Annotated in this window: 4 protein-coding genes and 3 pseudogenes; all 7 read left to right on the top strand. The window is 70.3% G+C overall.

Annotated features, from left to right (window positions below; genetic code table 11):
* The first annotated feature begins 16 nt into the window (after positions 1-16).
* A complete protein-coding gene (locus tag E6W39_RS42890) occupies positions 17-1,015 on the top strand; it encodes a condensation domain-containing protein (RefSeq protein WP_181799213.1) in 999 nt (332 codons plus the stop codon).
* Positions 925-6,759, top strand: coding sequence for a non-ribosomal peptide synthetase (locus E6W39_RS42885; protein WP_181799212.1), 5,835 nt, complete (start codon positions 925-927; stop codon positions 6,757-6,759). The genes E6W39_RS42890 and E6W39_RS42885 overlap by 91 nt, the downstream gene beginning before the upstream one ends.
* A pseudogene (locus tag E6W39_RS44510) lies at positions 6,756-8,051 on the top strand (condensation domain-containing protein); the annotation flags it as partial. The gene E6W39_RS42885 and the pseudogene E6W39_RS44510, both read left to right, overlap by 4 nt.
* Positions 8,031-14,146 (top strand): annotated as a pseudogene (locus E6W39_RS11415) (amino acid adenylation domain-containing protein). The pseudogenes E6W39_RS44510 and E6W39_RS11415, both read left to right, overlap by 21 nt.
* A complete protein-coding gene (locus tag E6W39_RS11405; protein WP_323809004.1) occupies positions 14,056-19,884 on the top strand; it encodes a non-ribosomal peptide synthetase in 5,829 nt (1,942 codons plus the stop codon). The pseudogene E6W39_RS11415 and the gene E6W39_RS11405 overlap by 91 nt, the downstream one beginning before the upstream one ends.
* Positions 19,854-20,924 (top strand): AMP-binding protein, encoded by a 1,071-nt coding sequence (locus E6W39_RS42880; protein ID WP_141633446.1) that lies wholly within the window; start codon positions 19,854-19,856, stop codon positions 20,922-20,924. Before E6W39_RS11405 ends, E6W39_RS42880 begins: the two co-directional genes overlap by 31 nt.
* Positions 20,819-24,691: pseudogene (locus E6W39_RS42875) on the top strand (amino acid adenylation domain-containing protein); the annotation flags it as partial. The gene E6W39_RS42880 and the pseudogene E6W39_RS42875, both read left to right, overlap by 106 nt.
* Positions 24,692-24,695 lie beyond the last annotated feature (4 nt).

Raw genomic sequence — 24,695 nt, 5'->3', positions numbered from 1 at the left:
CCGCGGTCCGGCGACGGTGCAGGAGGAGATCCTCTGCGGCGTGTTCGCGCAGGTGCTGGGTGTGGAGACGGTCGGCGTCCACGACGACTTCTTCGTTCTGGGCGGCTACTCGCTGTCGGCGATCCGGCTGATCAGCCGGATCCGGACGGTCCTGAACGTCGAGTTGCCGCTCCAGGTGTTCTTCGAGGTGCCGTCACCGGCCGGGGTCGCGGCCTGGCTGGCGGAGTCCGCGGTTACCGAAGCGCGTCCGGCGGTGGTGCCGGCGGAGCGTCCGGAGCGGGTGCCGCTGTCGTTCGCGCAGCGCCGTCTGTGGTTCCTCGGTGAGTTGGAGGGCGCGAGCGCGACCTACAACACTCCGATGGCCCTGCGCTTGTCCGGGGAGGTGAACCGGGAGGCCCTCGCGGAGGCTCTGCGGGACGTGGTCGGCCGGCACGAGGTGCTGCGGACGGTGTTCCCGGCAGTCGATGGTGAGCCGTATCAGCGGGTTCTCGGTGTGGCGGAGTGCGGGTTCGAGCTCTCGGTGGTCGAAGTGGCGCCGGAGGGGCTCGAGGGTGCGTTGCTTGAGGCGAGTCGGTATGCGTTCGACCTGTCGTCCGAGATTCCGTTGCGGGCAACGCTGTTCGCGGTGAGTTCGGTTGAGCATGTGCTGATGGTGCTGACGCACCACATCGCCATGGACGGCTGGTCGAGTGCTCCGCTGGGGCGGGATCTGTCGGCGGCGTATGCGGCGCGATTGGGTGGCGTGGCTCCGGTGTGGGAGCCGCTGCCGGTGCAGTATGCGGATTTCGCTCTGTGGCAGCGGGAGTTGCTGGGCGACGAGGGGGATTCGTCGAGCGTGTTGTCGCGTCAGGTGGCGTACTGGCGTGGTGCGTTGGCGGGGCTCCGGAGGAGTTGCCGCTGCCGTTCGATCGGCCGCGTCCGGCGGTGGCTTCGCACCGTGGCCACACCGTGGAGCTGGATGTTCCGGCTGAACTGCACAGGCGTTTGGCGGAGTTGGCGCGTGAGCGTGGGGTGACCATGTTCATGGTGCTACAGGCGGCTGTTGCGGTGACGCTCAGCCGGCTGGGTGCGGGGGTCGACATCCCGATCGGGTCGGCGGTCGCCGGGCGTACGGATGAGGCGTTGAACGATCTGGTCGGGTGTTTCGTCAACACGGTGGTCGTGCGGACGGATCTGTCGGGGGACCCCACGTTCGAGGAGGTCCTCGGGCGGGTGCGCGAGGCGGGACTGAGCGCGTTGGAGAACCAGGATGTGCCGTTCGAGAAGCTGGTGGAGGAGTTGGCGCCGGCGCGTTCGCTGGCCCGGCACCCGCTGTTCCAGGTCGTTCTGACCCTTCAGGACGCCGGCTTGGTAACGGATGGCGGTGCGCTGGACCTGTCTGGTCTGGGGGCTGAACTGTTGTTGCTGGGTCGGGCGATGGCGAAGTTCGACCTTGATGTGATCGTGGGTGAGGTGTTCGGTGCGCAGGGCGCGCCGGCGGGGATCCGGGGCATGTTGACGGCTTCGGCGGATCTGTTCGATGAGGGTGTCGCGGGTCGGGTCGCGGGCTCCCTGGTGCGGGTGCTGACGGCGATGGCGGATGACCCGGGGGTGCGGGTCGACGCGGTGGATGTGCTGGGTGCGGATGAGCGTCGCCGGGTGCTGTCGGAGTGGAACGACACCGCTGCGGCCGGATCCGGGTTGATGGTTCCGCAGGTGTTCGAGGCGCAGGTGGCGCGGACGCCGGAGGCGGTGGCGGTTGTCGCCGATGGCGTGTCGGTGTCGTATGCGGAGTTGGATGCGCGGGCGAACCGCCTTGCCCACTATCTGATCAGCCAGGGTGTTGGTCCGGAGTCGGTGGTGGGGTTGGCGTTGCCGCGTGGTGTGGAGATGATCGCGGGGATCTTGGCGGTGTGGAAGGCGGGGGCCGGGTATCTGCCGGTGGACGTCTCGCAGCCGGCGGAGCGGGTCGCGTTCACGGTGAAGGACTCCCGCGCGCAACTCGTGCTGACCACCGATGAGGTGTTGGAGGATCTGCCGTCGGTGGGTGTGCGCCTGGTGGCGGTGGACGGCACGTTGACGGCGATGCAGTTGGCGGCGGCGTCGACCTCCTCGCCTGGGGTGGTGGTGGATCCGCGGTTGCTGGCGTATGTGATCTACACGTCGGGTTCGACGGGTCGGCCGAAGGGCGTGGCCGTCACGCACGGGGGTCTGGCGAACTATGTCGCCTCGGTGCCGGCCAGGGTCGGTTTCGAGGGTGAGGGTGGTCGGTACGCGCTGTTGCAGGCGCAGGCCACCGATCTGGGGAACACGGTGCTGTTCGCGAGCCTGGTGTCGGGTGGTGAGCTGCATGTTCTCGACGAGGAGGCGGTCACGGATCCGCGTCTGGTCGCGGACTACCTGGCCGAGCAGCGGATCGACTTCGTGAAGGTGGTGCCTTCGCATCTGGCGGCGTTGGGTGCGGGTGGGTTGGAGCGGGTGCTGCCGGGACGCTCGGTGGTGCTGGGTGGTGAGGCGGCTTCGCCGTCGTGGGTGGCGGAGTTGCTGGCAGCGGCCGGTGGCCGCTCGGTGTTCAACCACTACGGCCCGACGGAGACCACGATCGGTGTCGCGACGACCCGCCTGGTGCCGGGTGAGGTGGTGCCGGTGGGTTCGCCGGTGGCCAACACCCGTTTCTACGTGCTGGATGAGCACCTGAATCCGGTGGCGCCGGGTGTGGCGGGCGAGTTGTATGTGGCGGGGGCCCAGGTGGCGCGCGGCTATGTGCGCCGGCCTGGGTTGACCGCGGAGCGGTTCGTGGCGTGTCCGTTCGAGCGGGGCGGGCGGATGTACCGCACGGGTGACCGGGCGCGTTGGACGGCCGATGGCGAGGTCGTGTTCCTGGGTCGTGCGGATGAGCAGGTGAAGATCCGTGGTTTCCGGATCGAGCCGGGTGAGGTGGCCGGCGTTCTGACGGCTCATCCGTTGGTCGCCCAGGCGGCCGTGATCGCGCGCGAGGACGCCCCGGGCGACAAGCGCCTGGTGGCGTATGTGGTCGCGGACGACCCGGAGGACGTGGATGACACCCTGGCCGGGGCGGTGCGCGCGTTCGCGGCGGCCCGGTTGCCGGAGCACATGGTGCCCTCCGCCGTGGTGGTCCTCGATGCCCTGCCGTTGACGGGCAACGGGAAGTTGGACCGCAAGGCGCTGCCCGCGCCGGACTTCGCGTCGGTGGGTGGGGTATCGAGCCGGGGCCCGGTGTCGGTGCAGGAGGAGATCCTGTGTCGGGCGTTCGCCGAAGTTCTCGGGTTGGAGAGCGTCGGCGTCGACGACGACTTCTTCACCCTGGGTGGCCATTCGCTGCTGGCGGTGTCGTTGGTGGAGTTGCTGCGGTCGCGCGGGGTGTCGGTGTCGGTGAAGGCGTTGTTCCAGACGTCGACGCCGGCGGGGTTGGCGGTCGAGGCGGGTTCGGAGCAGGTGGTGGTGCCGGCGAACCTCATCCCCGAGGACGCCACGGCTCTTACTCCCGGGATGCTGCCGCTGGTGGAACTGACCGAGGCCGAGCTCGACTTGGTCGTGGCGAAGGTGCCCGGTGGCGCTGCGAACGTCGCGGACGTCTACCCGCTGGCCCCGCTCCAGGAGGGCATCTTCTTCCACCACTTGATGCAGGCCGGGCGTGAGAGTGACCAGGATGTGTATGCCGGGCCGACGGTGCTCGGGTTCGACTCCCGTGAGCGGCTGGACTCGTTCCTGAAGGCGCTGCAATGGGTGATCGACCGGCACGACGTGTACCGCACGGCGATCGTGTGGGAGGGCCTGCGCGAGCCGGTCCAGGTCGTGGCCCGACACGCCCAACTGCCGGTCCAGGAAGTCGCGCTGGACCCGCAGGGTGCGGATGCGGCGGAGCAGCTGCTGGCCGTCGCGGGCGCCTGGATGGAGCTCGACCGTGCCCCGCTGATGGACGTGCACATCGCCGCCGAACCGGATGGCGACGGCTGGCTGGCCCTGCTGCGCATCCACCACCTGGTGCGGGATGACACAACGACGGACGCGCTGCTGTGGGAGGTGCGTGCCTTCTTGACAGGGCGGGGCGAGTCGCTGCCCGAGGCGCTGCCGTTCCGCAACTTCGTCGCCCAGGCCCGCCTCGGCGTGCCGCGTGAGGAGCACGAGCGGTACTTCGCCGAGCTGCTGGGCGATGTCACCGAGACCACCGCCCCGTTCGGCCTGCTGGACGTGCACGGAGACGGCACGACCGCAGTATCGGCGCGTTCCTCGGTGGAGGCTGAGCTCACACTTCGAGTGCGGGCAATCGCGCGCCGGATGGCCGTGAGTCCGGCGACGGTCTTCCATCTGGCGTTCGCGCGGATGCTGGCCGCGCTGAGCGGCCGCGAGGACGTGGTGTTCGGCACGGTGCTGTTCGGCCGGCTGAACGCCGGCCCGGGTGCCGACCGGCTCCAGGGCCCGTGCCTCAACACGCTCCCGGTGCGGGTGCGGGTCGGCGCCTCCGCAGTGGGCGAGGCGCTCTCCGGGATGCGGCAGCAGTTGGCAGAGCTGTTGGTGCACGAGCACGCGCCGCTGGTGCTCGCGCAGCAGGCGAGCGGTGTGGCGGGCGGCAGCCCGCTGTTCACCGCCCTCTTCAACTACCGCAACGGCCGCGGCGGTGCGACGGAGCTCGGCGCGGGTCTGGGCACCGGGTTGGAGGAAGTGCGGGTCCTTGCAGACGAAGGGCTCACCAACTACCCCCTGGTCGCGAATGTCGATGATGACGGGAACGGGTTCAGCCTGACCATCGACGCGGTGGCGCCGGCCGATGCGGAGCAGGTGGGCACGATGCTGCACACCTGCCTCCTCCAGCTCGTGACCGCGTTGGAGGAGGATCCGCAGTCGCGGTTGTCGGCGGTGGATGTGCTGGGAGCGGATGAGCGTCGCCTTGTGGTGGAGGAGTGGAACGACACTGCTCGGCCGCTGGTGGATGCGACGTTGCCTGGGTTGTTCGCGGCGCAGGTGGCGCGGACGCCGGATGCGGTGGCGGTGGTGTTCGAGGGGGTGGAGCTGTCGTACGCGGAGTTGGATGCGCGGGCGAACCGGTTGGCGCGGTTGCTGGTCGGGCTGGGGGTTGGTCCGGAGTCGGTGGTCGCGGTGCTGATGGAGCGCTCCGTGGAGCTGGTGGTGTCGCTGCTGGCGGTGCTGAAGGCCGGTGGCGCGTATCTGCCGGTGGATCCGGAGTATCCGGCCGGGCGGATCGCGGCGGTTCTGGCGGATGCCGCGCCGGTGTGCGTGCTCAGCACCACCGCCCTGGCCGGGGTGGTGCCGGACGCGGTGGCGCAGGTTGCGGTCGATGACGGGGCGGTGGCCACGGAGTTGGCGGGTCTGCCGACCGACGCGCCGGAGGCTGGGGTGCTGCCTGCGCATCCGGCGTATGTGATCTTCACGTCGGGGTCGACGGGTCGGCCCAAGGGTGTGGCGGTGCCGCATGCGGGGATCGTGAACCGTCTGGTGTGGATGCAGGAGCTGTCCGGTATCAGTGCCGGGGATCGGGTGCTGCAGAAGACGCCGTTCGGGTTCGACGTGTCGGTGTGGGAGTTCTTTTGGCCGTTGGTGCAGGGTGCGGCGCTGGTGCTGGCGCGTCCGGGTGGTCACCGGGAGCCCGCCTACCTGGCGGAGTTGATCCAGCGTCAGAACATCACGGTGACGCACTTCGTGCCGTCGATGCTGGAGGCGTTCCTGAGTGAGCCGGCGGCCGCTGACTGCACGGGTCTGCGGGCGGTGTTCTGCAGTGGTGAGGCGCTGGCGGCGCCGTTGCGGGACCGGTTCCTCGAACTACTGGACGGTGTGCCGCTGTTCAACCTGTACGGGCCCACCGAGGCGTCCGTCGACGTCACGGCCGCGCGCTGTGCCGTCAGCGATGGTGCGGTGGTGCCGATCGGTGGGCCGGTGGCCAACACCCGGGTGTACGTGCTGGACGACCGGCTGTCCCCGGTGCCGGTGGGTGTCGAGGGTGAGCTGTACCTGGCCGGTGTGCAGTTGGCGCGCGGGTATGTGGGGCGTGCCGGTCTGACGGCGGAGCGGTTCGTGGCCTCGCCGTTCGGGGCTGTGGGCGAGCGCATGTACCGGACCGGTGACCGGGTCCGCTGGAACGCCGATGGTCAGCTGGTCTACCTGGGCCGTGCCGATGACCAGGTGAAGATCCGCGGCTTCCGGATCGAGCCCGCTGAGGTGCAGGCCGTCCTGGCCGCACACTCCGCTGTGGCCCAGGTCGCGGTCGTCGCTCGCGAGGACGTCCCGGGCGATACGCGCCTGGTGGCGTACGTGGTCCCGGTGGCCTCGGACGCTTCGCCGGACGAACTCGGTTCTGGGCTGAGGGAGTTCACAGCCGGAATGCTGCCGGCGTACATGGTTCCGTCGGCGGTTGTGCTGCTGGACGCGCTGCCGGTGACGGTGAACGGCAAGCTGGACCGCAAGGCCCTGCCCGCACCGGACCTCGCGGCGAGCGCGGGCACGGGCCGGGCACCGGAGACTGAGCAGGAGAAGCGCCTCTGCGAGGCGTTCGCCGAGGTCCTCGGCGTGCCAGCGGTCGGGGTCGACGACGGGTTCTTCGCGATGGGTGGCCACTCGTTGCTGGCGATGCGACTGGTGGGCCGGGTGCGGACGGTGCTCAGTGTGGATGTGCCGCTGCCGGTGCTGTTCGAGGCGCCGACGCCTGCGGAAATCGCGGCCTGGATCGCGAACCAAGCCAGCAATCAGACGAAGAAGGCCAGGCCCGTGCTGCGGCCGATGCGTAACCAGGGGGAGAACCGATGATTCCGTTGTCGTTTGCGCAGCGTCGGCTGTGGTTCTTGGGGCAGTTGGAGGGTCCGGGCGCGACCTACAACATTCCGATGGTCCTTCGGTTGACCGGGAGGTTGGACCGGGAAGCCCTCGCCGAGGCGCTGCGGGATGTGATCGGCCGGCACGAAGTGCTGCGCACATGCTTCCCGGCGGAGAGCGGTGAGCCCTACCAGCGCATCCTCAAGGCCGACGAGGTCGACTTCGACCTGACGGTCCGGGAGGTGGCGCCGGAGGAACTGGATGCCGCCCTGGCGGGCGCGACCGGCCACGTCTTCGATCTGGCAACCGAGATCCCGCTGCGCGCATGGCTGTTCGTGCTGGGCGGCGATGACTTCGTACTGGTTCTGACGATCCATCACATCGCCAGTGACGGCTGGTCGGTGGGCCCGCTGGCGCGGGATGTCTCCGTTGCGTACGCCGCCCGGCTGGAAGGCGAGGAGCCCCGGTGGGAGCCGCTGCCGGTGCAGTATGCGGACTACACGCTGTGGCAGCGTGAGCTGCTCGATGGAGCTGATGCCGAGGACGGCGTGCTCGCCGAGCAGGTCGCCTACTGGCGCGCGAAACTGGCCGGGGCACCGGATGAGTTGCAGCTGCCCACCGACCGGCCGCGACCGGCCGTGGCCGGCCACCAGGGGCACCGGGTCGTGCTGGACTTCCCGGCCGAGGTGCACGCGCGAGTGCTGGACGTGGCGCAGGAGAACGGCGCCACTGTGTTCATGGTCCTCCAGGCCGCGCTGGCGGTGCTCCTCAACCGGATCGGCGCGGGCACCGACATCCCGATCGGCGCGGCCGTCGCCGGCCGCACCGACGAGGCCTTCGACGACCTGATCGGCGCCTTCATCAACACCCTGGTGATCCGCGCCGACCTGTCCGGCGACCCGACGATGGCGCAGCTGCTGCAGCAGGTCCGCGAGGCCGGCCTGGACGCGTTGGACCACCAGGACGTCCCGTTCGACCTGCTGGTCGAGGAGTTGGCGCCGGCGCGTTCGCTCTCCCGGCACCCGCTGTTCCAGGTCATGCTGACCGTGCAGAACACGGCCGCTGCCACGCTGCGGCTGCCTGATCTTCAGGTGTCGGGGTTGCCGGGGAACTCGACGGCGGCGAAGTTCGACCTGGACCTGAGCCTGAGCGAGGTGTTCGATGCCGACGGCGGGCCCGCCGGTATCAGCGGTCGCCTGGTGGCGGCCGCGGATCTCTTCGAGGCGGAGACGGCGGAGCGGATCGCAGGCTGGCTGCTGCGGGTCGTGGAGACGGTTGTCACCGAGCCGCAGACGCGGTTGTCGGCGGTTCGGGTGCTGGACGAGGCCGAGCGGGCGCAGCTGGTGTCCGGGTGGAACGCCACAGACCGTGTGCTGCCGGAGCTGACGGTTGGCGAGCTGTTCGCGGAGCAGGTGATGCGGACGCCGGACGCGGTGGCGGTGGTGTCCGGTGATGTCCGGCTCAGCTATGCGGAGTTGGACGCGCGGGCGAGCCGGTTGGCGCGGGTGCTGGCCGACTGCGGTGTCGGGCCGGAGTCCGTGGTCGCGGTCGTGCTGGAGCGCGGCGTCGAGTTGCTGGTGTCGCTGCTGGCAGTGGCGAAGGCGGGTGGCGCGTATCTGCCGGTCGATGTGGAGTACCCGGCCGAGCGTGTGACGTTCATGTTCCAGGACGCGGCGCCGGTCTGTGTGCTGACCTCGCAGGCATGTGCGCCGGTGGTGCCGCAGGGCGTCGGGGTGCCGGTGCTGGTCCTGGACGGCGAGGAGTCGGAGGTTCGGCTCGCGGCGATGGACGGTGCGCCGGTGCCGGCGGCGGGTGTGCTGCCGGACGGTGCGTTCTACGTGATGTACACCTCCGGGTCGACGGGTGTGCCCAAGGGCGTGGTGACCACGCACCGCGATGTGGTGGAGTTGGCTTCGGCCGGGCACTGGGGGCTGACGGGTTCGTCGCGGGTGCTGTTCCACGCGCCGCACGCGTTCGACGCGTCGTCGTACGAGATCTGGGCCGCCCTGCTGGCGGGTGCGGCAGTGGTGGTGGCGCCGCCGGTGGCGGTGGATGCCGCGGTGCTGCGGTCGCTGCTCGTCGACTACGCGGTGACGCACGTGCATGTGACGGCGGGTCTGTTCCGGGTGCTGGCCGAGCGGGATGCGGAGTGCTTCGCCGGGGTCCGCGAGGTGCTGACCGGTGGCGACGTGGTGCCGATGGGTGCGGTGCGTCGGCTGCTGGAGGCGTGCCCGGGTGTGGTGGTGCGGCACCTGTACGGGCCGACCGAGGTGACGCTGTGCGCCACCCAGCACGAGGTGGGCTCGCCGGACGCGCTCGGTGCGGTGCTGCCGATCGGTGGGCCGTTGGACAACACCCGGGTGTACGTGCTGGATGACCGGCTGGAGCCGGTTCCGGTGGGTGTGGCGGGTGAGTTGTATGTCGCGGGTGCGGGTCTGGCGCGTGGCTACCTGGGCCGCCCGGCCCTGACCGGTGAGCGCTTCGTGGCGGACCCGTTCGGGTCGGCCGGTGGTCGGCTGTACCGGACCGGGGACCAGGTGCGCTGGAACGCCGACGGGCAGCTGCTGTTCGTGGGGCGCGCCGACGAGCAGGTGAAGATCCGTGGCTTCCGGGTCGAGCCGGCCGAGGTGGAGTCCGTGGTCGCCACCCATCCTGCGGTGGCGCAGGCCGCGGTGATCGCCCGCGAGGACATCCCCGGCGACAAGCGGCTCGTTGCTTACGTCGTGCCCGTGCCGGATGCCGAGGTGTCCGAACTGGTCGGCGGCATCCAGGCGTTCGTGGCCGAGCGGCTGCCGCAGTACATGGTCCCGTCGGCCGTGCTCGTCCTCGGTGAACTGCCGCTGACCGCCAACGCGAAGCTGGACCGCAAGGCCCTGCCCGCGCCCGAGTACGCCGCCGGTGCGGGCCGGGCGCCTGCCACCGTGCAGGAGGAGATCCTCTGCCAGGCGTTCGCCGACGTCCTCGGGCTGCCCGCGGTCGGCGTCGACGACGACTTCTTCGCTCTGGGCGGCCACTCGCTGCTCGCCGTCTCCCTGGTCGAGCACCTGAGGGTGCAGGGTGTGCCGGTGTCCGTGCGGGCGCTGTTCCAGACCCCGACGCCGGCCGGCCTGGCCGTGGCCGCCGCCGCGGAGCGCGCGGAGGTACCGGCGAACGCGATCCCCGAGGACGCTACCGGGATCACCCCCGAGATGCTGCCGCTGGTCGAGCTGGGCGAGGCCGAGATCGCGCAGTTGGTGACGCAGGTGGAGGGCGGCGCGGCGAACATCGCGGACGTCTACCCGCTCGCGCCCCTCCAGGAGGGCATCTACTTCCACCACCTGATGGCCGGTCAGGAGAGCGATGACATCTACGTGTCCCCGTTCGTCCTCGGCTTCGACTCGCAGGAGCGCGTGGACGCCTTCCTGAGCGCGATGCAGCAGGTGGTGGACCGGCACGACATCTACCGCACGGCGATCGTGCGTCAGGGCCTGCGCGAGCCGGTTCAGGTGGTCTGGCGTCGCGCGGTGCTGCCGGTCGAAAGGGTCACCCTCGACCCGCAGGGCGCAGGCGCGGTGGAGCAGCTGCTGGCCGTCAGCGCGTCGCCCATGGAGCTGGACCGTGCGCCGCTGATGCGGGTCTACCTGGCCGAGGCGCCGGTCGACGGGAAGCTGCTGGCGCTGCTCTGCGTGCACCACCTGGTGCAGGACCACACCACCCAGGACGTGCTGCTCGGCGAGCTGGGTGCCTTCATGTCCGGTCAGCAGGACCGGCTGCCCGAACCGTTGCCGTTCCGCGACTTCGTGGCGCAGGCCCGCCTCGGGGCGTCGGCGGGCGGGCACGAGCGCTACTTCGCCGAGTTGCTCGGCGACGTCACCGAGGCGACCGCGCCGTACGGCCTGATCGACACGCACGGCGGCGAGGCGCCGGCGGCTACGGCCCAGCTCGCGCTGGATGACGAACTCGCGCTCCGCCTGCGGGCCTTGGCGAGTGCGCGCGGTGTGAGTGCGGCGACGCTCTTCCACCTGGCGTGGGCGCGGGTGCTGGCGTCGCTGTCGGGCCGTGACGATGTGGTGTTCGGCACGGTGCTGTTCGGCCGGATGAACGCCGGTGCCGGTTCGGACCGGGTGCCGGGTCTGTTCATCAACACCCTTCCGGTGCGCGTCCGGGTCGCCGGGCAGAGCGTGAGCGAGGCGCTGGACGGCATCCGGCGCCAGCTCGCCGAACTGCTGGTGCACGAGCACGCGTCGCTGGCCCTCGCCCAGCAGGCCAGCGGGGTGCCCGGCGGGAGCCCGCTATTCACGGCACTGTTCAACTACCGGCACACCCAGGCTTCCGGCCGGGCGACGAGCGGTGGTCTGGCGGGCGTCACCGTGCTGGCGACGCGGGACCGGACGAACTACCCGGTCGCCGCTGCGGTCAACGACAACGGCACCGGGTTCACGGTGGTCGTCGACGCGGTGGCCCCGGCCGACGCCGAGCAGCTCTGCGGGCTGCTCCGGACCGCGGTGGCCAACCTGGCCACCGCGCTCGAGGGGTCCTCCGAACCGCGTCTCGCCGACGTGGAGGTGCTGGACGCCGATGCGCGGGCGTGGCTGCTCTCGCAGGTCAACACGGCTGCCGCGCCGCGCTACGTGCTGGCCGGGCCGGCCGAGGCCGCGGTGGACGTCACAGCCGCTCGCTACCCGGGTGATGACACCGCACTGGCGCAGGTCGGCGACACGCGCGTGTACGTCCTCGACGAGCTGCTGCGCCCGGTGCCGGTCGGCGTGGCCGGTGAGCTGTACGTGGCCGGGACCGGCCGGGCGGAGCAGCGGGTGGCGAGCCCGTTCGTGGACGGTGAGCCGCTCCACCGCACCGGGGACCGGGTGCGCTGGACTGCGGACGGCCGGCTGCTCCATCTCGGCCGTGTCGACGAGCAGTTGCTCGTCGACGGGGTCCGGGTCGAGCCGGGTGAGGTGCAGGCCGTGCTGACCGGGCACCCTGGCGTGGCTCAGGTGGCGGTGGTCGCCCAGGCCGGCAGCTTGGTCGCCTACGTGGTCGCCGCCGATCAGGCCGATGTCGAACTCGAAGGCGCTGTCCGCGAGTTCGCCGCCGAGCGGCTGCCCCGCCAACTGGTGCCGCCGACCGTGCTGGTGTTGGACGCGCTGCCACTGACGGAGCTCGGCGCCCTGGACCGGGCAGCACTGCCCCTGCCGGAGACCGTGTCGGGGCCGGACGAGAACGAGAGCCGCGGCCCGGCCACCCTGCAGGAGGAGATCCTCTGCCAGGGATTCGCCCATGTCCTCGAGGTCAAGAGGGTCGGGGTCGACGACAACTTCTTCGCGCTGGGCGGACACTCGCTGCTGGCCGTCAAGTTGATGGAGTACCTGCGCGCGCGCAACGTGTCGATCTCCATCCGCACCCTGCTGCGCAATCCGACGCCGGCCGGTCTTGCCGATGTTGCCGGGCCGGTCCAGGTGGTGGTGCCGCCGAACCTGATCCCCGCCGGTGCCACCGAGATCACCCCCGAGATGTTGCCGCTGGTCGAGCTGACCGGGGCCGAGATCGCCCGGATCGCCGCCAAGGTGCCCGGCGGCGCGGCCAACATCGCGGACGTGTACCCGCTCGCGCCGCTGCAGGAAGGGCTCTTCTTCCACCACCTGATGACTAGTCAGGACGGCGAGGGTACGGACGTGTACTCGCAGCCGAGCGTGCTCCGCTTCGACTCGCGGGCCCGGCTGGACCTTTTCCTGACCGCTCTGCAGGCCGTGATCGACCGCCACGACATCTACCGCACCGCGATCATGTGGGAGGGGCTCCGTGAGCCCGTTCAGGTGGTCTCGCGCCGGGTGGAGCTGCCGGTGCGCGAGGTGGCACTGAACCCGCAGGGCGGGGACGTCGTGCAGCAGTTGCTGGCCGTCGGCGGGTCCTGGATGGACCTGACCCAGGCTCCGCTGATCCGGGCGTTCATCGGTGCCGAGCCCGAGAGCGGGCGCTGGGTGGCGCTGCTGCGGATCCACCACCTGGTGGGCGACCGCACCACGCAGGAGATCCTGCTCCGGGAGCTGGACGCGATCCAGGCCGGGCAGGGCGACTCGCTGCCGGAGCCGCTGCCGTTCCGCGACTTCGTGGCGCAGGCCCGCCTGGGCGTGCCGCGCGAGGAGCACGAGCGCTACTTCGACGGCCTGCTGGGGGACGTCACCGAGACGACGGCGCCGTTCGGATTGCTGGATGTGCACGGCGACGGCACCGAGCAGGCCGTGACCCAGCTGGCGATCGACCCCGAACTGGCGGCGCAGGTGCGGACCACGGCCCGTCGGCTGGGGGTGAGTGCGGCCACCATCTTCCACGTGGCCTGGGCGCGGGTGCTGGCCGCGGTATCCGACCGTGAGGACGTGGTGTTCGGCACGGTGCTCTTCGGTCGGATGAATGCCGGTGCGGGCGCCGACCGGGTGGCCGGCCTCTTCGTGAACACGCTGCCGATGCGGGTGCGGACCGGTGAGCCCACGGTGACCGAGGCACTTGCCGCGATGCGGGACCAACTGGCCGAGGTCCTGGTGCACGAGCACGCGCCGCTGGCGCTGGCCCAGAAGGCCAGTGGGGTGCCCGCCGGCAGCCCGCTGTTCAGCTCGATCTTCAACTACCGGCACAGCGGCTCCGCCGACGCGGCGAAGAAGCGGGCCAAGGGCTTTGAGGGCGTCGAGTCGGTGTATGGCTGGGAGCGCTCGAACTACCCGCTGGACGTGGCTGTCACTGACCAGGGGACCGGCTTCAACTTGACCGTGCACGCGGTCGACCCGGCCGACCCGGTCCGGGTCGGTGCGCTGTTGCAGACGGCGGTGGGGAACCTGGTGGCGGCGTTGGAGGTGGCACCGGAGAAGCGGTTGTCGGCGGTGGATGTGCTGGGTGAGGCTGAGCGTGGCTTGGTGGTGGAGGAGTGGAACCGGACGGGGGTGGAGTTCGGGGCGGGGCTTGTTCCGGAGTTGTTCGCGGCGCGGGCGGCTGTGGTGCCGGGTGCGGTGGCGGTGGTGGCGGATGGTGTGGAGGTGTCGTTCGCTGAGTTGGAGGTGCGGGCGAATCGGTTGGCGCATTATCTGCGGTTGCAGGGTGTGGGTGCGGAGTCGTTGGTGGGGTTGTGTCTGCCGCGTGGTGTGGAGATGGTTGCCGCGATTTTGGGTGTGTGGAAGGCGGGGCGGCGTATGTGCCCCTGGATCCTGAGTATCCGGCGGAGCGGTTGGCGTTCATGTTGCGTGACAGTGGTGCGTCGGTGCTGGTGGGTGTGGAGGAGGTGCTGGACGAGCTGCCGGTGGGGCGGGGGTTCGTACGATCGCGGTGGATGAGCCGTTGGTGGTGGGGGCTTTGGCGGCGCAGCCGGCCACTGCTCCTGAACTGGACTTGCTGGCAGGCCAGTTGGCGTATGTGATCTACACCTCGGGGTCGACGGGTCGCCCGAAGGGTGTGGCGGTCACGCATGGCGGGTTGGCGAACTATGTGCGGTGGGCTGTCGATGCGTATGGGATGGACGGGGGTGGTGGTGCGCCGTTGCATTCGTCGTTGTCGTTCGACTTGACGGTGACGAGTGTGGTGGTGCCGTTGGTGTCGGGTTCGGCGGTGGTGGTGAGTGCGGCTGGTGGTGCGGAGGGTCTGGCTGAACTGCTGGGTGGCCGGGGTGGGTTCGGGTTGGTGAAGGCGGTGCCGGGTCATCTGCCGTTGTTGGCGGAGTTGGTGTCGGACGAGCAGGCTGCGGGTTCGACGCGTCGTTTGGTGGTGGGTGGTGAGGCGCTGCACGGTGCTGATGTGCGGGCGTGGTTGGCGCGGGTTCCGGGTTCGGTGGTGGTGAACGAGTACGGGCCCACGGAGACGGTGGTGGGTTGCTGTGTCTTCGAGCTGACCGCTGGGGACGAGATCGGTGACACGGTGTCGATCGGTCGTCCGATCGCGAATACGCGTCTGTTCGTGCTGGATGGGCATCTGCAGCCGGTGCCGGTGGGTGTGGCGGGTGAGTTGTACATCGCGGGTGCGCAGTTGGCTCGGGGGTATTTGGGTCGGGCGGGGTTGACGTCGGAGCGGTTTGTGGCGTCGCCGTTCGAGGTGGGTGGCGGGCGGATGTATCGCTCGGGTGATGTGGTGCGGTGGACGGCGGATGGGCGGTTGGAGTATCTGGGGCGTGCGGATGAGCAGGTGAAGGTCCGTGGTTTCCGGATCGAGTTGGGTGAGATCGAGGCTGTGGTGGCCGGGCATCCGCAGGTGGCGCAGGCGGCGGTGATGGCGCGTGAGGACGTGCCGGGTGACAAGCGCCTGGTCGCCTACGTGGTTCCCGACGACGAGGAGGCGGTGGGGATCGCCGAGGCGGTGCGCGGTTACCTCGGCGAGCGTCTGCCGGAGCACATGGTGCCCTCCGCGGTCGTGGTCTTGGACGCGCTGCCGGTGACGGTGAACGGCAAGGTGGACCGCAAGGCCCTGCCCGCACCGGACTACACGGGCCTGGCCGGCACCGGCCGGGCACCGGCCACGGTGCAGGAGGAGATCCTGTGCCAGGCGTTCGCGCAGGTCCTCGGACTCGACCGGGTCGGTGTCGACGACGACTTCTTCGCGCTGGGCGGGCACTCGCTGCTCGCGGTCTCCCTGGTGGAGAACCTTCGGACGCGGGGCGTGTCGGTTTCGGTGAAGGCGCTCTTCGAGACCCCGACGCCGGCCAGGCTGGCCGATGCGGCGGGCGCGGAGCGCGTGGTGGTGCCGGCGAACCTCATCCCCGAGGACGCCACGCAGATCACCCCGGAGATGCTGCCCCTGGTGGAGCTGACCCAGGCCGAGATCGACCGCGTCGTCGCACAGGTCGAGGGCGGTGCGGCGAACGTCGCGGACGTCTACCCGCTCGCCCCGCTGCAGGAAGGGATCTTCTTCCACTCCCTGATGGCCGGCCGCGACGGCGGCCGTGCCGACGTGTACGCCCAGCCGACTGTGCTGCGGTTCGCCTCACGGGAGCGCCTGGATGCGTTCGTTGGCGCGTTGCAGCGGATCGTGAACCGGCACGACATCTACCGCACGGCCATTGCCTGGGAGGGTTTGGCGGAGCCAGTGCAGGTGGTCGCCCGGCGGGTCGACCTGCCGGTTGAGCAGGTTGAGTTGGACCCGCAGGGTATGGACCCGGTCGAGCAGATGCGCACCCTGGACGTCTCGCGGATGGCCCTGGACCGTGCACCGCTGATGAGCCTGCACATAGCGGTCGAGCCCGGCGGCGACCAGTGGCTGGCGCTGCTGCGGATCCACCACCTGGCGCAGGACCACACCACGCTGGACGTGCTGGTCTCGGAGCTCCGCGCGTTCCTGTCCGGTCGCAGTGCCTCGCTGCCCGAGCCGCTGCCGTTCCGCGACTTCGTGGCGCAGGCCCGCCTGGGCGTGCCGCGTGAGGAGCACGAGCGCTACTTCGCCGAACTGCTCGGTGACATCGAGGAGACGACGGCGCCCTACGGCATCCTGGATGTGCACAACGACGGCACCACCACGGCCCATGCGCGCTTCCACGTGGAGGGCGAACTCGCGGCTCGTGTCCGTGATCTGGCACGCTCGAACGGTGTCAGCGCGGCCACGGTGTTCCACCTGGCGTGGGCGCGGGTGCTGGCATCGCTGTCGGGCCGTGACGATGTGGTGTTCGGCACGGTGCTGTTCGGCCGGATGAACTCCGGTGCCGGTTCGGACCGGGTGCCGGGGCTGTTCCTCAACACCCTGCCGATGCGCGTGCGGGTGGGTGTGGAGGGCGTGGCCGAGGCGCTGTCCGGAGTGCGGCGGCAGTTGGCTGAACTGCTGGTGCACGAGCACGCGCCGCTGTCGCTGGCGCAGCAGGCGAGCGGGGTGACGGGCGGCAGCCCGCTGTTCACCTCGATCTTCAACTACCGGCACAACGAGGTCGCGGCTCCGGAGCCGGGCACGGCCCTCGAGGGCATCACGATGCTCACCTCGCAGGACCGGACCAACTACCCACTGAGCGTCTCGGTCGACGACCTCGGCACCGGCTTCTCGTTCAGCGTGCTCGCGGTGGCTCCGGCCGATGCCGAGCAGATCTGCGCCCTGATGAACGCCGCCGTCGAAAACCTCGCCGCCTCGCTCGTGGACGCGCCCGAGTCGCGGCTCGCCGACGTGGCGGTGCTGGACGCCGCCGGGCGTCGCCTTGTGGTGGAGGAGTGGAACGACACTGCTCGGCCGCTGGTGGATGCGACGTTGCCGGGGTTGTTCGCGGCGCAGGTGGCGCGGACGCCGGATGCGGTGGCGGTGGTGTTCGAGGGGGTGGAGCTGTCGTACGCGGAGTTGGATGCGCGGGCGAACCGGTTGGCGCGGTTGCTGGTCGGGCTGGGGGTTGGTCCGGAGTCGGTGGTCGCGGTGCTGATGGAGCGCTCCGTGGAGCTGGTGGTGTCGCTGTTGGCGGTGTTGAAGGCTGGTGGTGCGTATCTGCCGGTGGATCCGGAGTATCCGGCCGGTCGTATCGCGGCGGTTCTGGCGGATGCCGGGCCGGTGTGCGTGCTCAGCACCACTGCGTTGGAGGCGTCGGTGCCCGACGATGTGGCCCGGGTCCTGGTCGACCACCCGCTGGTCGTCTCGGAGTTGGCGGGTCTGCCGGTGCAGGCGCCCGTGGTGGAGGTGTTGCCGGCGCATCCGGCGTATGTGATCTTCACGTCGGGGTCGACGGGTCGGCCCAAGGGTGTTGCGGTGCCGCATGCGGGGATCGTGAACCGTCTGGCGTGGATGCAGGAGTTGTCCGGTCTGTCGGCCGGGGATCGGGTGCTGCAGAAGACGCCGTTCGGGTTCGACGTCAGCGTGTGGGAGTTCTTCTGGCCGTTGGTGCAGGGTGCGGCGCTGGTGCTGGCACGCCCCGGTGGTCACCGTGAGCCTGCCTATCTGGCTGAGTTGATCCAGCGTCAGAACATCACGGTGACGCACTTTGTGCCGTCGATGCTGGAGGCGTTCCTGCGGGAGTCGGCGGCTGTCGACTGCACGGGTTTGCGGGCGGTGTTCTGCAGTGGTGAGGCGCTGGCGGCGCCGTTGCGGGACCGGTTCCTCGAACTACTGGACGGTGTGCCGCTGTTCAACCTGTACGGGCCCACCGAGGCGTCCGTCGACGTCACGGCCGCGCGCTGCGCCGTGGGTGATGGTGCGGTGGTGCCGATCGGTGGGCCGGTGGCCAACACCCGGGTGTATGTGCTGGACGGTTCGCTGTCCCCGGTGCCGGTGGGTGTCGAGGGTGAGCTGTACCTGGCCGGTGTGCAGTTGGCGCGCGGGTATGTGGGGCGTGCCGGTCTGACAGCGGAGCGGTTCGTGGCCTGCCCGTTCGGCAGCGGCGAGCAGATGTACCGCACGGGTGACCGGGTCCGCTGGAACGCTGATGGTCAGCTGGTGTATCTGGGCCGTGCCGATGACCAGGTGAAGATCCGCGGTTTCCGGATCGAGCCCGGCGAGGTGCAGACCGTCCTGGCCGCCCACTCTGCCGTGGCCCAGGTCGCGGTCGTCGCTCGCGAGGACGTCCCGGGCGACATGCGCCTGGTGGCGTACGCCGTTCCGGCCGACTCGGACACGCCGTCGGACGAACTCATCTCACTGTTGCTGGAGCTCGCGGGTGAGAGGCTGCCGGCGTACATGGTGCCGTCGGCGGTGGTGGTGCTGGACGCGCTGCCGGTGACGGTGAACGGCAAGCTGGACCGCAAGGCCCTGCCCGCCCCGGACATCACGGTCGGCACCGGCCGCAGCCCGGTCACGATGCAGGAGGAGATCCTCTGCGGGGCGTTCGCCCATGTCCTGGGCCTGGAGAGCGTCGGCGTGGACGACGACTTCTTCGCCCTGGGCGGTCACTCGCTGCTCACCATGTGGCTGATGAGCCGGGTTCGTGCCCTGCTCGATGTGGAGTTGCTGCCGCAGGTGCTCTTTGAGGCGCCGACGCCGGCCCGCCTGGCGGCCCGGCTGGCGGAAGCGGCACCGGGCCGGTTGGCGCCGGCCGCCCGCGTGCGACCCGAGCGGATCCCGCTCTCCTTCGCCCAGCAGCGACTCTGGTTCCTGGGGCAGTTGGAGGGTCCGAGTGCGACCTACAACATCCCGATGGCGCTGCGGCTGACCGGGGAGCTGGACCAGGAGGCCCTGGCTGCGGCGTTGCGGGACGTGGTCGACCGCCACGAGGTGCTGCGGACCGTGTTCGCGGCGGCGGACGGCGAGCCCTACCAGCGCGTGCTGCCGGTCGAGGAGGCCGGATTCGAGCTGGCAGTGGTCGAGGTGGCGCCGCAGGAGCTGGCCTCTGCCGTGTCCGAGGCGCTTGGGCACGCCTTCGATCTGGCGGCAGAGCTACCGTTGCGGGCGACGCTGTTGGCGCTGAGCCCGGAGGATCACGTACTGGCCGTGGTGATGCACCACATCGCCGCCGACGGCTGGTCCACCGGTCCGCTGGCGCGGGACCTGTCGGCCGCCTACACGGCTCGGCTGGCCGGTCAGGTACCGGACTGGGCGGCGCTGCCGCTGCAGTACGCGGACTACGCGTTGTGGCAGCGGGAGTTGCTCGGGGACGAGAGCGACCCGGACAGTGTCCTCTCCGGCCAGTTGGCCTACTGGCGGGCGGCGCTGGCCGACACGCCGGAGGAGCTGGAGCTCCCGACCGACCGGCTGCGGGCGTTGGTCGCCTCCCACCGCGGCGAGAGTGTGGAGCTGACCGTCTCCGCCGAGACCCACCAGCGACTGACCGCGCTGGCCCGGGAACAGGGCGCGACCCTGTTCATGGTGCTCCAGGCGGCATTGGCGGTCACCCTCAACCGACTGGGCGCCGGCACCGACATCCCGATCGGCTCGCCGGTCGCCGGGCGCACCGACGAGGCGCTCAACGACCTGATCGGGTTCTTCGTCAACACCCTGGTGGTGCGCACCGACCTGTCCGGCGACCCGACATTCACCGAGGTGCTGGAGCGGGTCCGCGGGGCCGCTCTCGGTGCCTTCGGCCACCAGGACGTGCCGTTCGACCGGCTGGTGGAGGAACTCGCGCCGGTGCGCTCGCTGGCTCGGCATCCGCTGCACCAGGTCATGCTCACCGTCCAGAACGTCGGCTCGGCCGGGCTGGAGCTGCCCGGCCTGCGGCCCGGCCCGCTCCCGGGCCCCCCCGGGTGCTGCCCGCGAAGTTCGACCTGGATGTGAGCCTTGGTGAGGTCTTCGACGAGCAGGGCCGGCCGGCTGGTCTGCGCGGTTCGCTGCTCGCCGCTGCGGACCTGTTCGACGCGGAGACCGTGCGGCGGATGGGTGACTGGCTGGTCCGGGTGTTGGACGAGGTCGCTGCGGCGCCTGGTACGCGTCTTGCTTCGGTGGATGTGCTGGGTGAGGTTGAGCGTGCTCTGGTCCTGACCGGCTGGAATGGTCCGTCGGTGGAGGTTGGTTCGCTGGTGCCGGACTTGGTGGCGCGGCGGGCTGCGGAGTTGCCTGACGCTGTGGCGGTGGTGTGTGAGGGTGTCGAGCTGTCGTATGCGGAGTTGGATGCGCGGGCGAACCGGCTGGCGCATTTCCTGGTGGGTCGGGGTGTGGGTGCCGAGTCGGTGGTGGGTCTGTGCCTGCCGCGCGGTGTGGAGATGGTTGCCGCGATCCTGGGTGTGTGGAGGGCGGGGGCGGCGTATGTGCCGCTGGACCCGGAGTATCCCGCGGAGCGGTTGGCGTTCATGGTGTCGGACAGTGGTGCCTGTCTGGTGGTGGGTGAGGGCGGGGTGGATGTGGCCGGGCCGGAGGTGGCGGCTCAGCCGTCCACGGCGCCCGATGTGGATCTGACTGGGGCTCAGTTGGCGTATGTGATCTATACGTCGGGGTCGACGGGTCGGCCGAAGGGTGTGGCGGTCACTCATGGTGCGGTGGCTGGTATGGCTGTGGCGTTGGGTCCGCACCTGGGTGTGCAGGTGGGGACGCGGGTGCTGCAGTTCGCGTCGTTCAGCTTCGACGCCTCGGTGTTGGATGTCGTGTTGACGTTGTCGGCGGGTGGGACGCTGGTGGTGGCGTCGGCGGGGGAGCGGGCTGATGCGGGTCTGCTGGTGAAGATGCTGCGCGGGGTGGGGTTGGGGTGGCGAGTGTGGTGCCGTCGCTGCTGGCGGTGCTGGATCCTGCTGAGCTGCCGGGGTTGTCGACGGTGTTGGTGGGTGCGGAGCCGATTTCGGTGGAGCAGGCGCGCGCTTGGGGTGCGGGGCGGCGGTTGGTGAACACGTATGGTCCGACCGAGTCGACGGTGATGGTGACGGCCGGGCGGGTGGACGGTTCGGGTTCGGTGGTGCCGATGGGCGCGCCGGTGGCGAACACGCGGCTGTTTGTGCTGGATGGGCATCTGCGGCCGGTGCCGGTGGGTGTGGCGGGTGAGTTGTACATCGCGGGTGGGCAGTTGGCGCGTGGCTATGTGGGTCGTGCGGGGCTGTCGGCGGAGCGGTTCGTGGCGTCGCCGTTCGGTGATGGTGGGCGGATGTACCGCACGGGTGACCGGGCGCGGTGGAGCGTGGACGGGCAGTTGGTGTTCGCGGGGCGTGCGGATGAGCAGGTGAAGATCCGTGGTTTCCGGATCGAGCCGGGCGAGGTCCAGGCGGTGGTGGCCGAGCACCCGAGCGTGGCGCAGGCCGTGGTCGTGACCCGTCAGGAGCGGGCGGGTGAGGACCCGCGCCTGGTTGCCTACGTCGTCGGGGATGGCGACAGCACCGAACTGTCCACCGCTGTGCGGGAGTTCGTGGCTGGGCGGTTGCCGTCCTACATGGTTCCGTCGACGGTGGTGGTGCTGGAGGAGTTGCCGTTGACGGTGAACGGCAAGCTGGACCGCAAGGCCTTGCCGGCACCGGAGTACGCGGCGGGCACTGGTCGGGCGCCGGCGACGGTGCAGGAGGAGCTCCTGTGCCAGGCGTTCGCCGAGGTCCTCGGACTCGACCGAGTCGGTGTCGACGACGACTTCTTCGTGCTGGGCGGACACTCGCTGCTCGCGGTCTCCCTGGTGGAGAATCTCCGGGCGCGAGGCGTGTCGGTCTCGGTGAGGGCGCTCTTCGAGACGCCGACGCCGGCCGGTCTGGCCGATTCTGCCGGGCCGGTCCAGGTGGTGGTGCCGGCGAACCTGATTCCCGAGGGTGCCGTCGAGATCACGCCGGAGATGCTGCCGCTGGTGGAGCTCACCGCGGCGCAGATCGAGCGGATCGTGGCGAAGGTCGAGGGCGGCGCGGCCAATGTGGCGGACGTCTATCCGCTGGCCCCGCTCCAGGAGGGGCTCTTCTTCCACCACCTGCTCGCCGACCGCGACGGCGGCGAGGCCGATGTGTACGCGGTGCCGTTCGTGCTCGGGTTCGACTCCCGGGAGCGGGTGGAGGCGTTCCTGGACGCGTTGCGGCAGGTGATCGCCCGGCATGACGTCTACCGCACGGGGATCGTGTGGGAGGGCCTGGCCGAGCCGGTGCAGGTGGTGTCGCGTCGGGTGGAGCTGCCGGTCCAGGAGGTCGTGCTGGACCCGCAGGGCCCCGAGCCGGTCGAGCAGTTGACCGCGCTGGGCGAGGCCTGGATGGATCTCGCCAGCGCGCCGCTGATCCGCGTGCACATCGCGGCGGAGCCCGGCAGTGGCCGCTGGCTGGCCCTGCTGCGGATCCACCACCTGGTGCAGGACCACACGACCATGGACGTGCTGCTCGGGGAGCTGCGGGCGGTCATGTCCGGCCGTGCCGACACGCTGCCGGAGCCGCTGCCGTTCCGCGACTTCGTCGCCCAGGCCCGCCTCGGTGTGCCGCGCGAGGAGCACGAGCGCTACTTCACCGAGCTGCTCGGCGACGTCACCGAGACGACCGCGCCCTTCGGTGCGCTGGACGTGCACGGTGACGGCACCGGCTTGGTGCGCGTGCAGCTGCCGGTGGACAGTGAATTGGCGAGTCGCATCCGGGACGTGGCACGGGACCGGGGAGTGACCGCCGCCACGGTGTTCCACCTGGCGTGGGCGCGGGTGCTGGCGTCGCTGTCGGGCCGTGACGATGTGGTGTTCGGCACGGTGCTGTTCGGCCGGATGAACGCCGGTGCCGGTTCGGACCGGGTGCCGGGTCTGTTCATCAACACCCTTCCGGTGCGCGTCCGGGTCGCCGGGCAGAGCACGACCGAGGCGCTGGACGGCATGCGGCGCCAGCTCGCCGAGCTGCTGGTGCACGAGCACGCGCCGCTGTCGCTGGCGCAGCAGGCGAGTGGAGTGGCAGGTGGCAGCCCGCTGTTCACCTCGATCTTCAACTACCGCCACAGCCAGGCATCGGCTCAGGGGACCGGTCCCAGTCTTGAGGGCGTCAGGCTGATGGGCGCGAGCGACCACAACAACTACCCCGTGAGCGTGTCCATCGACGATCGCACCACCGGGTTCGCAGTGAGCGTCGAGGCGGTGGCACCGGCCGACGCACAGCAGATCTGCGAGCTGCTGCACGCCACCCTGGCCAACCTCGTCGCCGTTCTGGACGAGGCGCCGGAGTTGCGCTTGTCGGCGGTGGATGTGATGGGTGAGGCGGAGCGTCGCCTGGTGGTGGAGGAGTGGAATCGGACGGGGGTGGAGTTCGGTTCTGGGTTGGTGCCGGGGTTGTTCGCGGCGCAGGTGGCGCGGACACCGGATGCGGTGGCGGTGGTGGCCGATGACGTGGCAGTGTCGTTCGCTGAACTGGACGCTCGGGCCAACCGGTTGGCGCATTACCTGCGGGCGCAGGGTGTGGGTGCCGAGTCGGTGGTGGGGTTGTGTCTGCCGCGTGGTGTGGAGATGGTTGCCGCGATGCTGGGGGTGTGGAAGGCGGGGCGGCGTATGTGCCGTTGGACCCGGAGTATCCGGCTGAGCGGTTGGCGTTCATGGTGTCGGACAGTGGCGCGCGGGTGGTGCTGGGGACGGGTGGACTTGACCTGGCTGCTCTGGAGTTGACTGCTCATCCCTCCACGGCTCCTGAACTCGATGTGCTGCCTGGGCAGTTGGCGTATGTGATCTATACGTCGGGGTCGACGGGCCGGCCGAAGGGTGTGGCGGTCACGCATGGCGGGTTGGCGAACTATGTGCGGTGGGCGGTTGGGGCGTATGGGATGGAGGGGGGTGGTGGTGCGCCGCTGCATTCGTCGTTGTCGTTCGACTTGACGGTGACGAGTGTGGTGGTGCCGCTGGCGTCGGGTTCGCCGGTGGTGGCGAGTGCGGCTGGTGGTGCGGAGGGCCTGGCCGAACTGCTTGCTGGCCGGGGCGGGTTCGGGTTGGTGAAGGCGGTGCCGGGTCATCTGCCGTTGCTGGCGGAGCTGGTGTCGGACGAGCAGGCTGTGGGTTCGACGCGTCGTCTGGTGGTGGGTGGTGAGGCGCTGCACGGCGCCGACGTCCGGGCCTGGCTGGCGCGGGTTCCCGACTCGGTGGTGGTGAACGAGTACGGGCCCACGGAGACGGTGGTGGGTTGCTGTGTCTTCGAGCTGACCGCGGGCCAGGACATCGCCGACACGGTGTCGATCGGTCGTCCGATCGCCAACACCCGCCTGTTCGTGCTGGATGGCAGTTTGCAGCCGGTTCCGGTGGGTGTGGCGGGTGAGTTGTACATCGCGGGTGCGCAGTTGGCTCGGGGGTATCTGGGTCGTGCGGGGTTGACGTCGGAGCGGTTCGTCGCCTGCCCGTTCGGTGCGGGTGAGCGCATGTACCGCTCGGGGGACCGGGCACGCTGGACTGCGGATGGCCGGCTGGAGTATCTGGGGCGTGCGGATGAGCAGGTGAAGGTCCGTGGGTTCCGGATCGAGTTGGGTGAGGTGCAGGCTGTGGTGGCCGGGCATCCGCAGGTGGCGCAGGCTGCGGTGATGGTGCGCGAGGACGTGCCGGGGGACAGGCGCCTGGTGGCGTACGTGGTTGCCGATGAGGACGAGGCGGTGGGGATCGCCGAGGCGGTGCGCGGTTACCTCGGTGAGCGGCTGCCGGAGCACATGGTGCCCTCCGTGGTGGTGGTGCTGGACGAGCTGCCGCTGACGGTGAA

The organism is Kitasatospora acidiphila, assembly GCF_006636205.1.
GTDB lineage: Bacteria > Actinomycetota > Actinomycetes > Streptomycetales > Streptomycetaceae > Kitasatospora > Kitasatospora acidiphila.
Note: the sequence above shows the minus strand (reverse complement) of the source record. Positions and strands in the feature narration are given on the sequence as shown.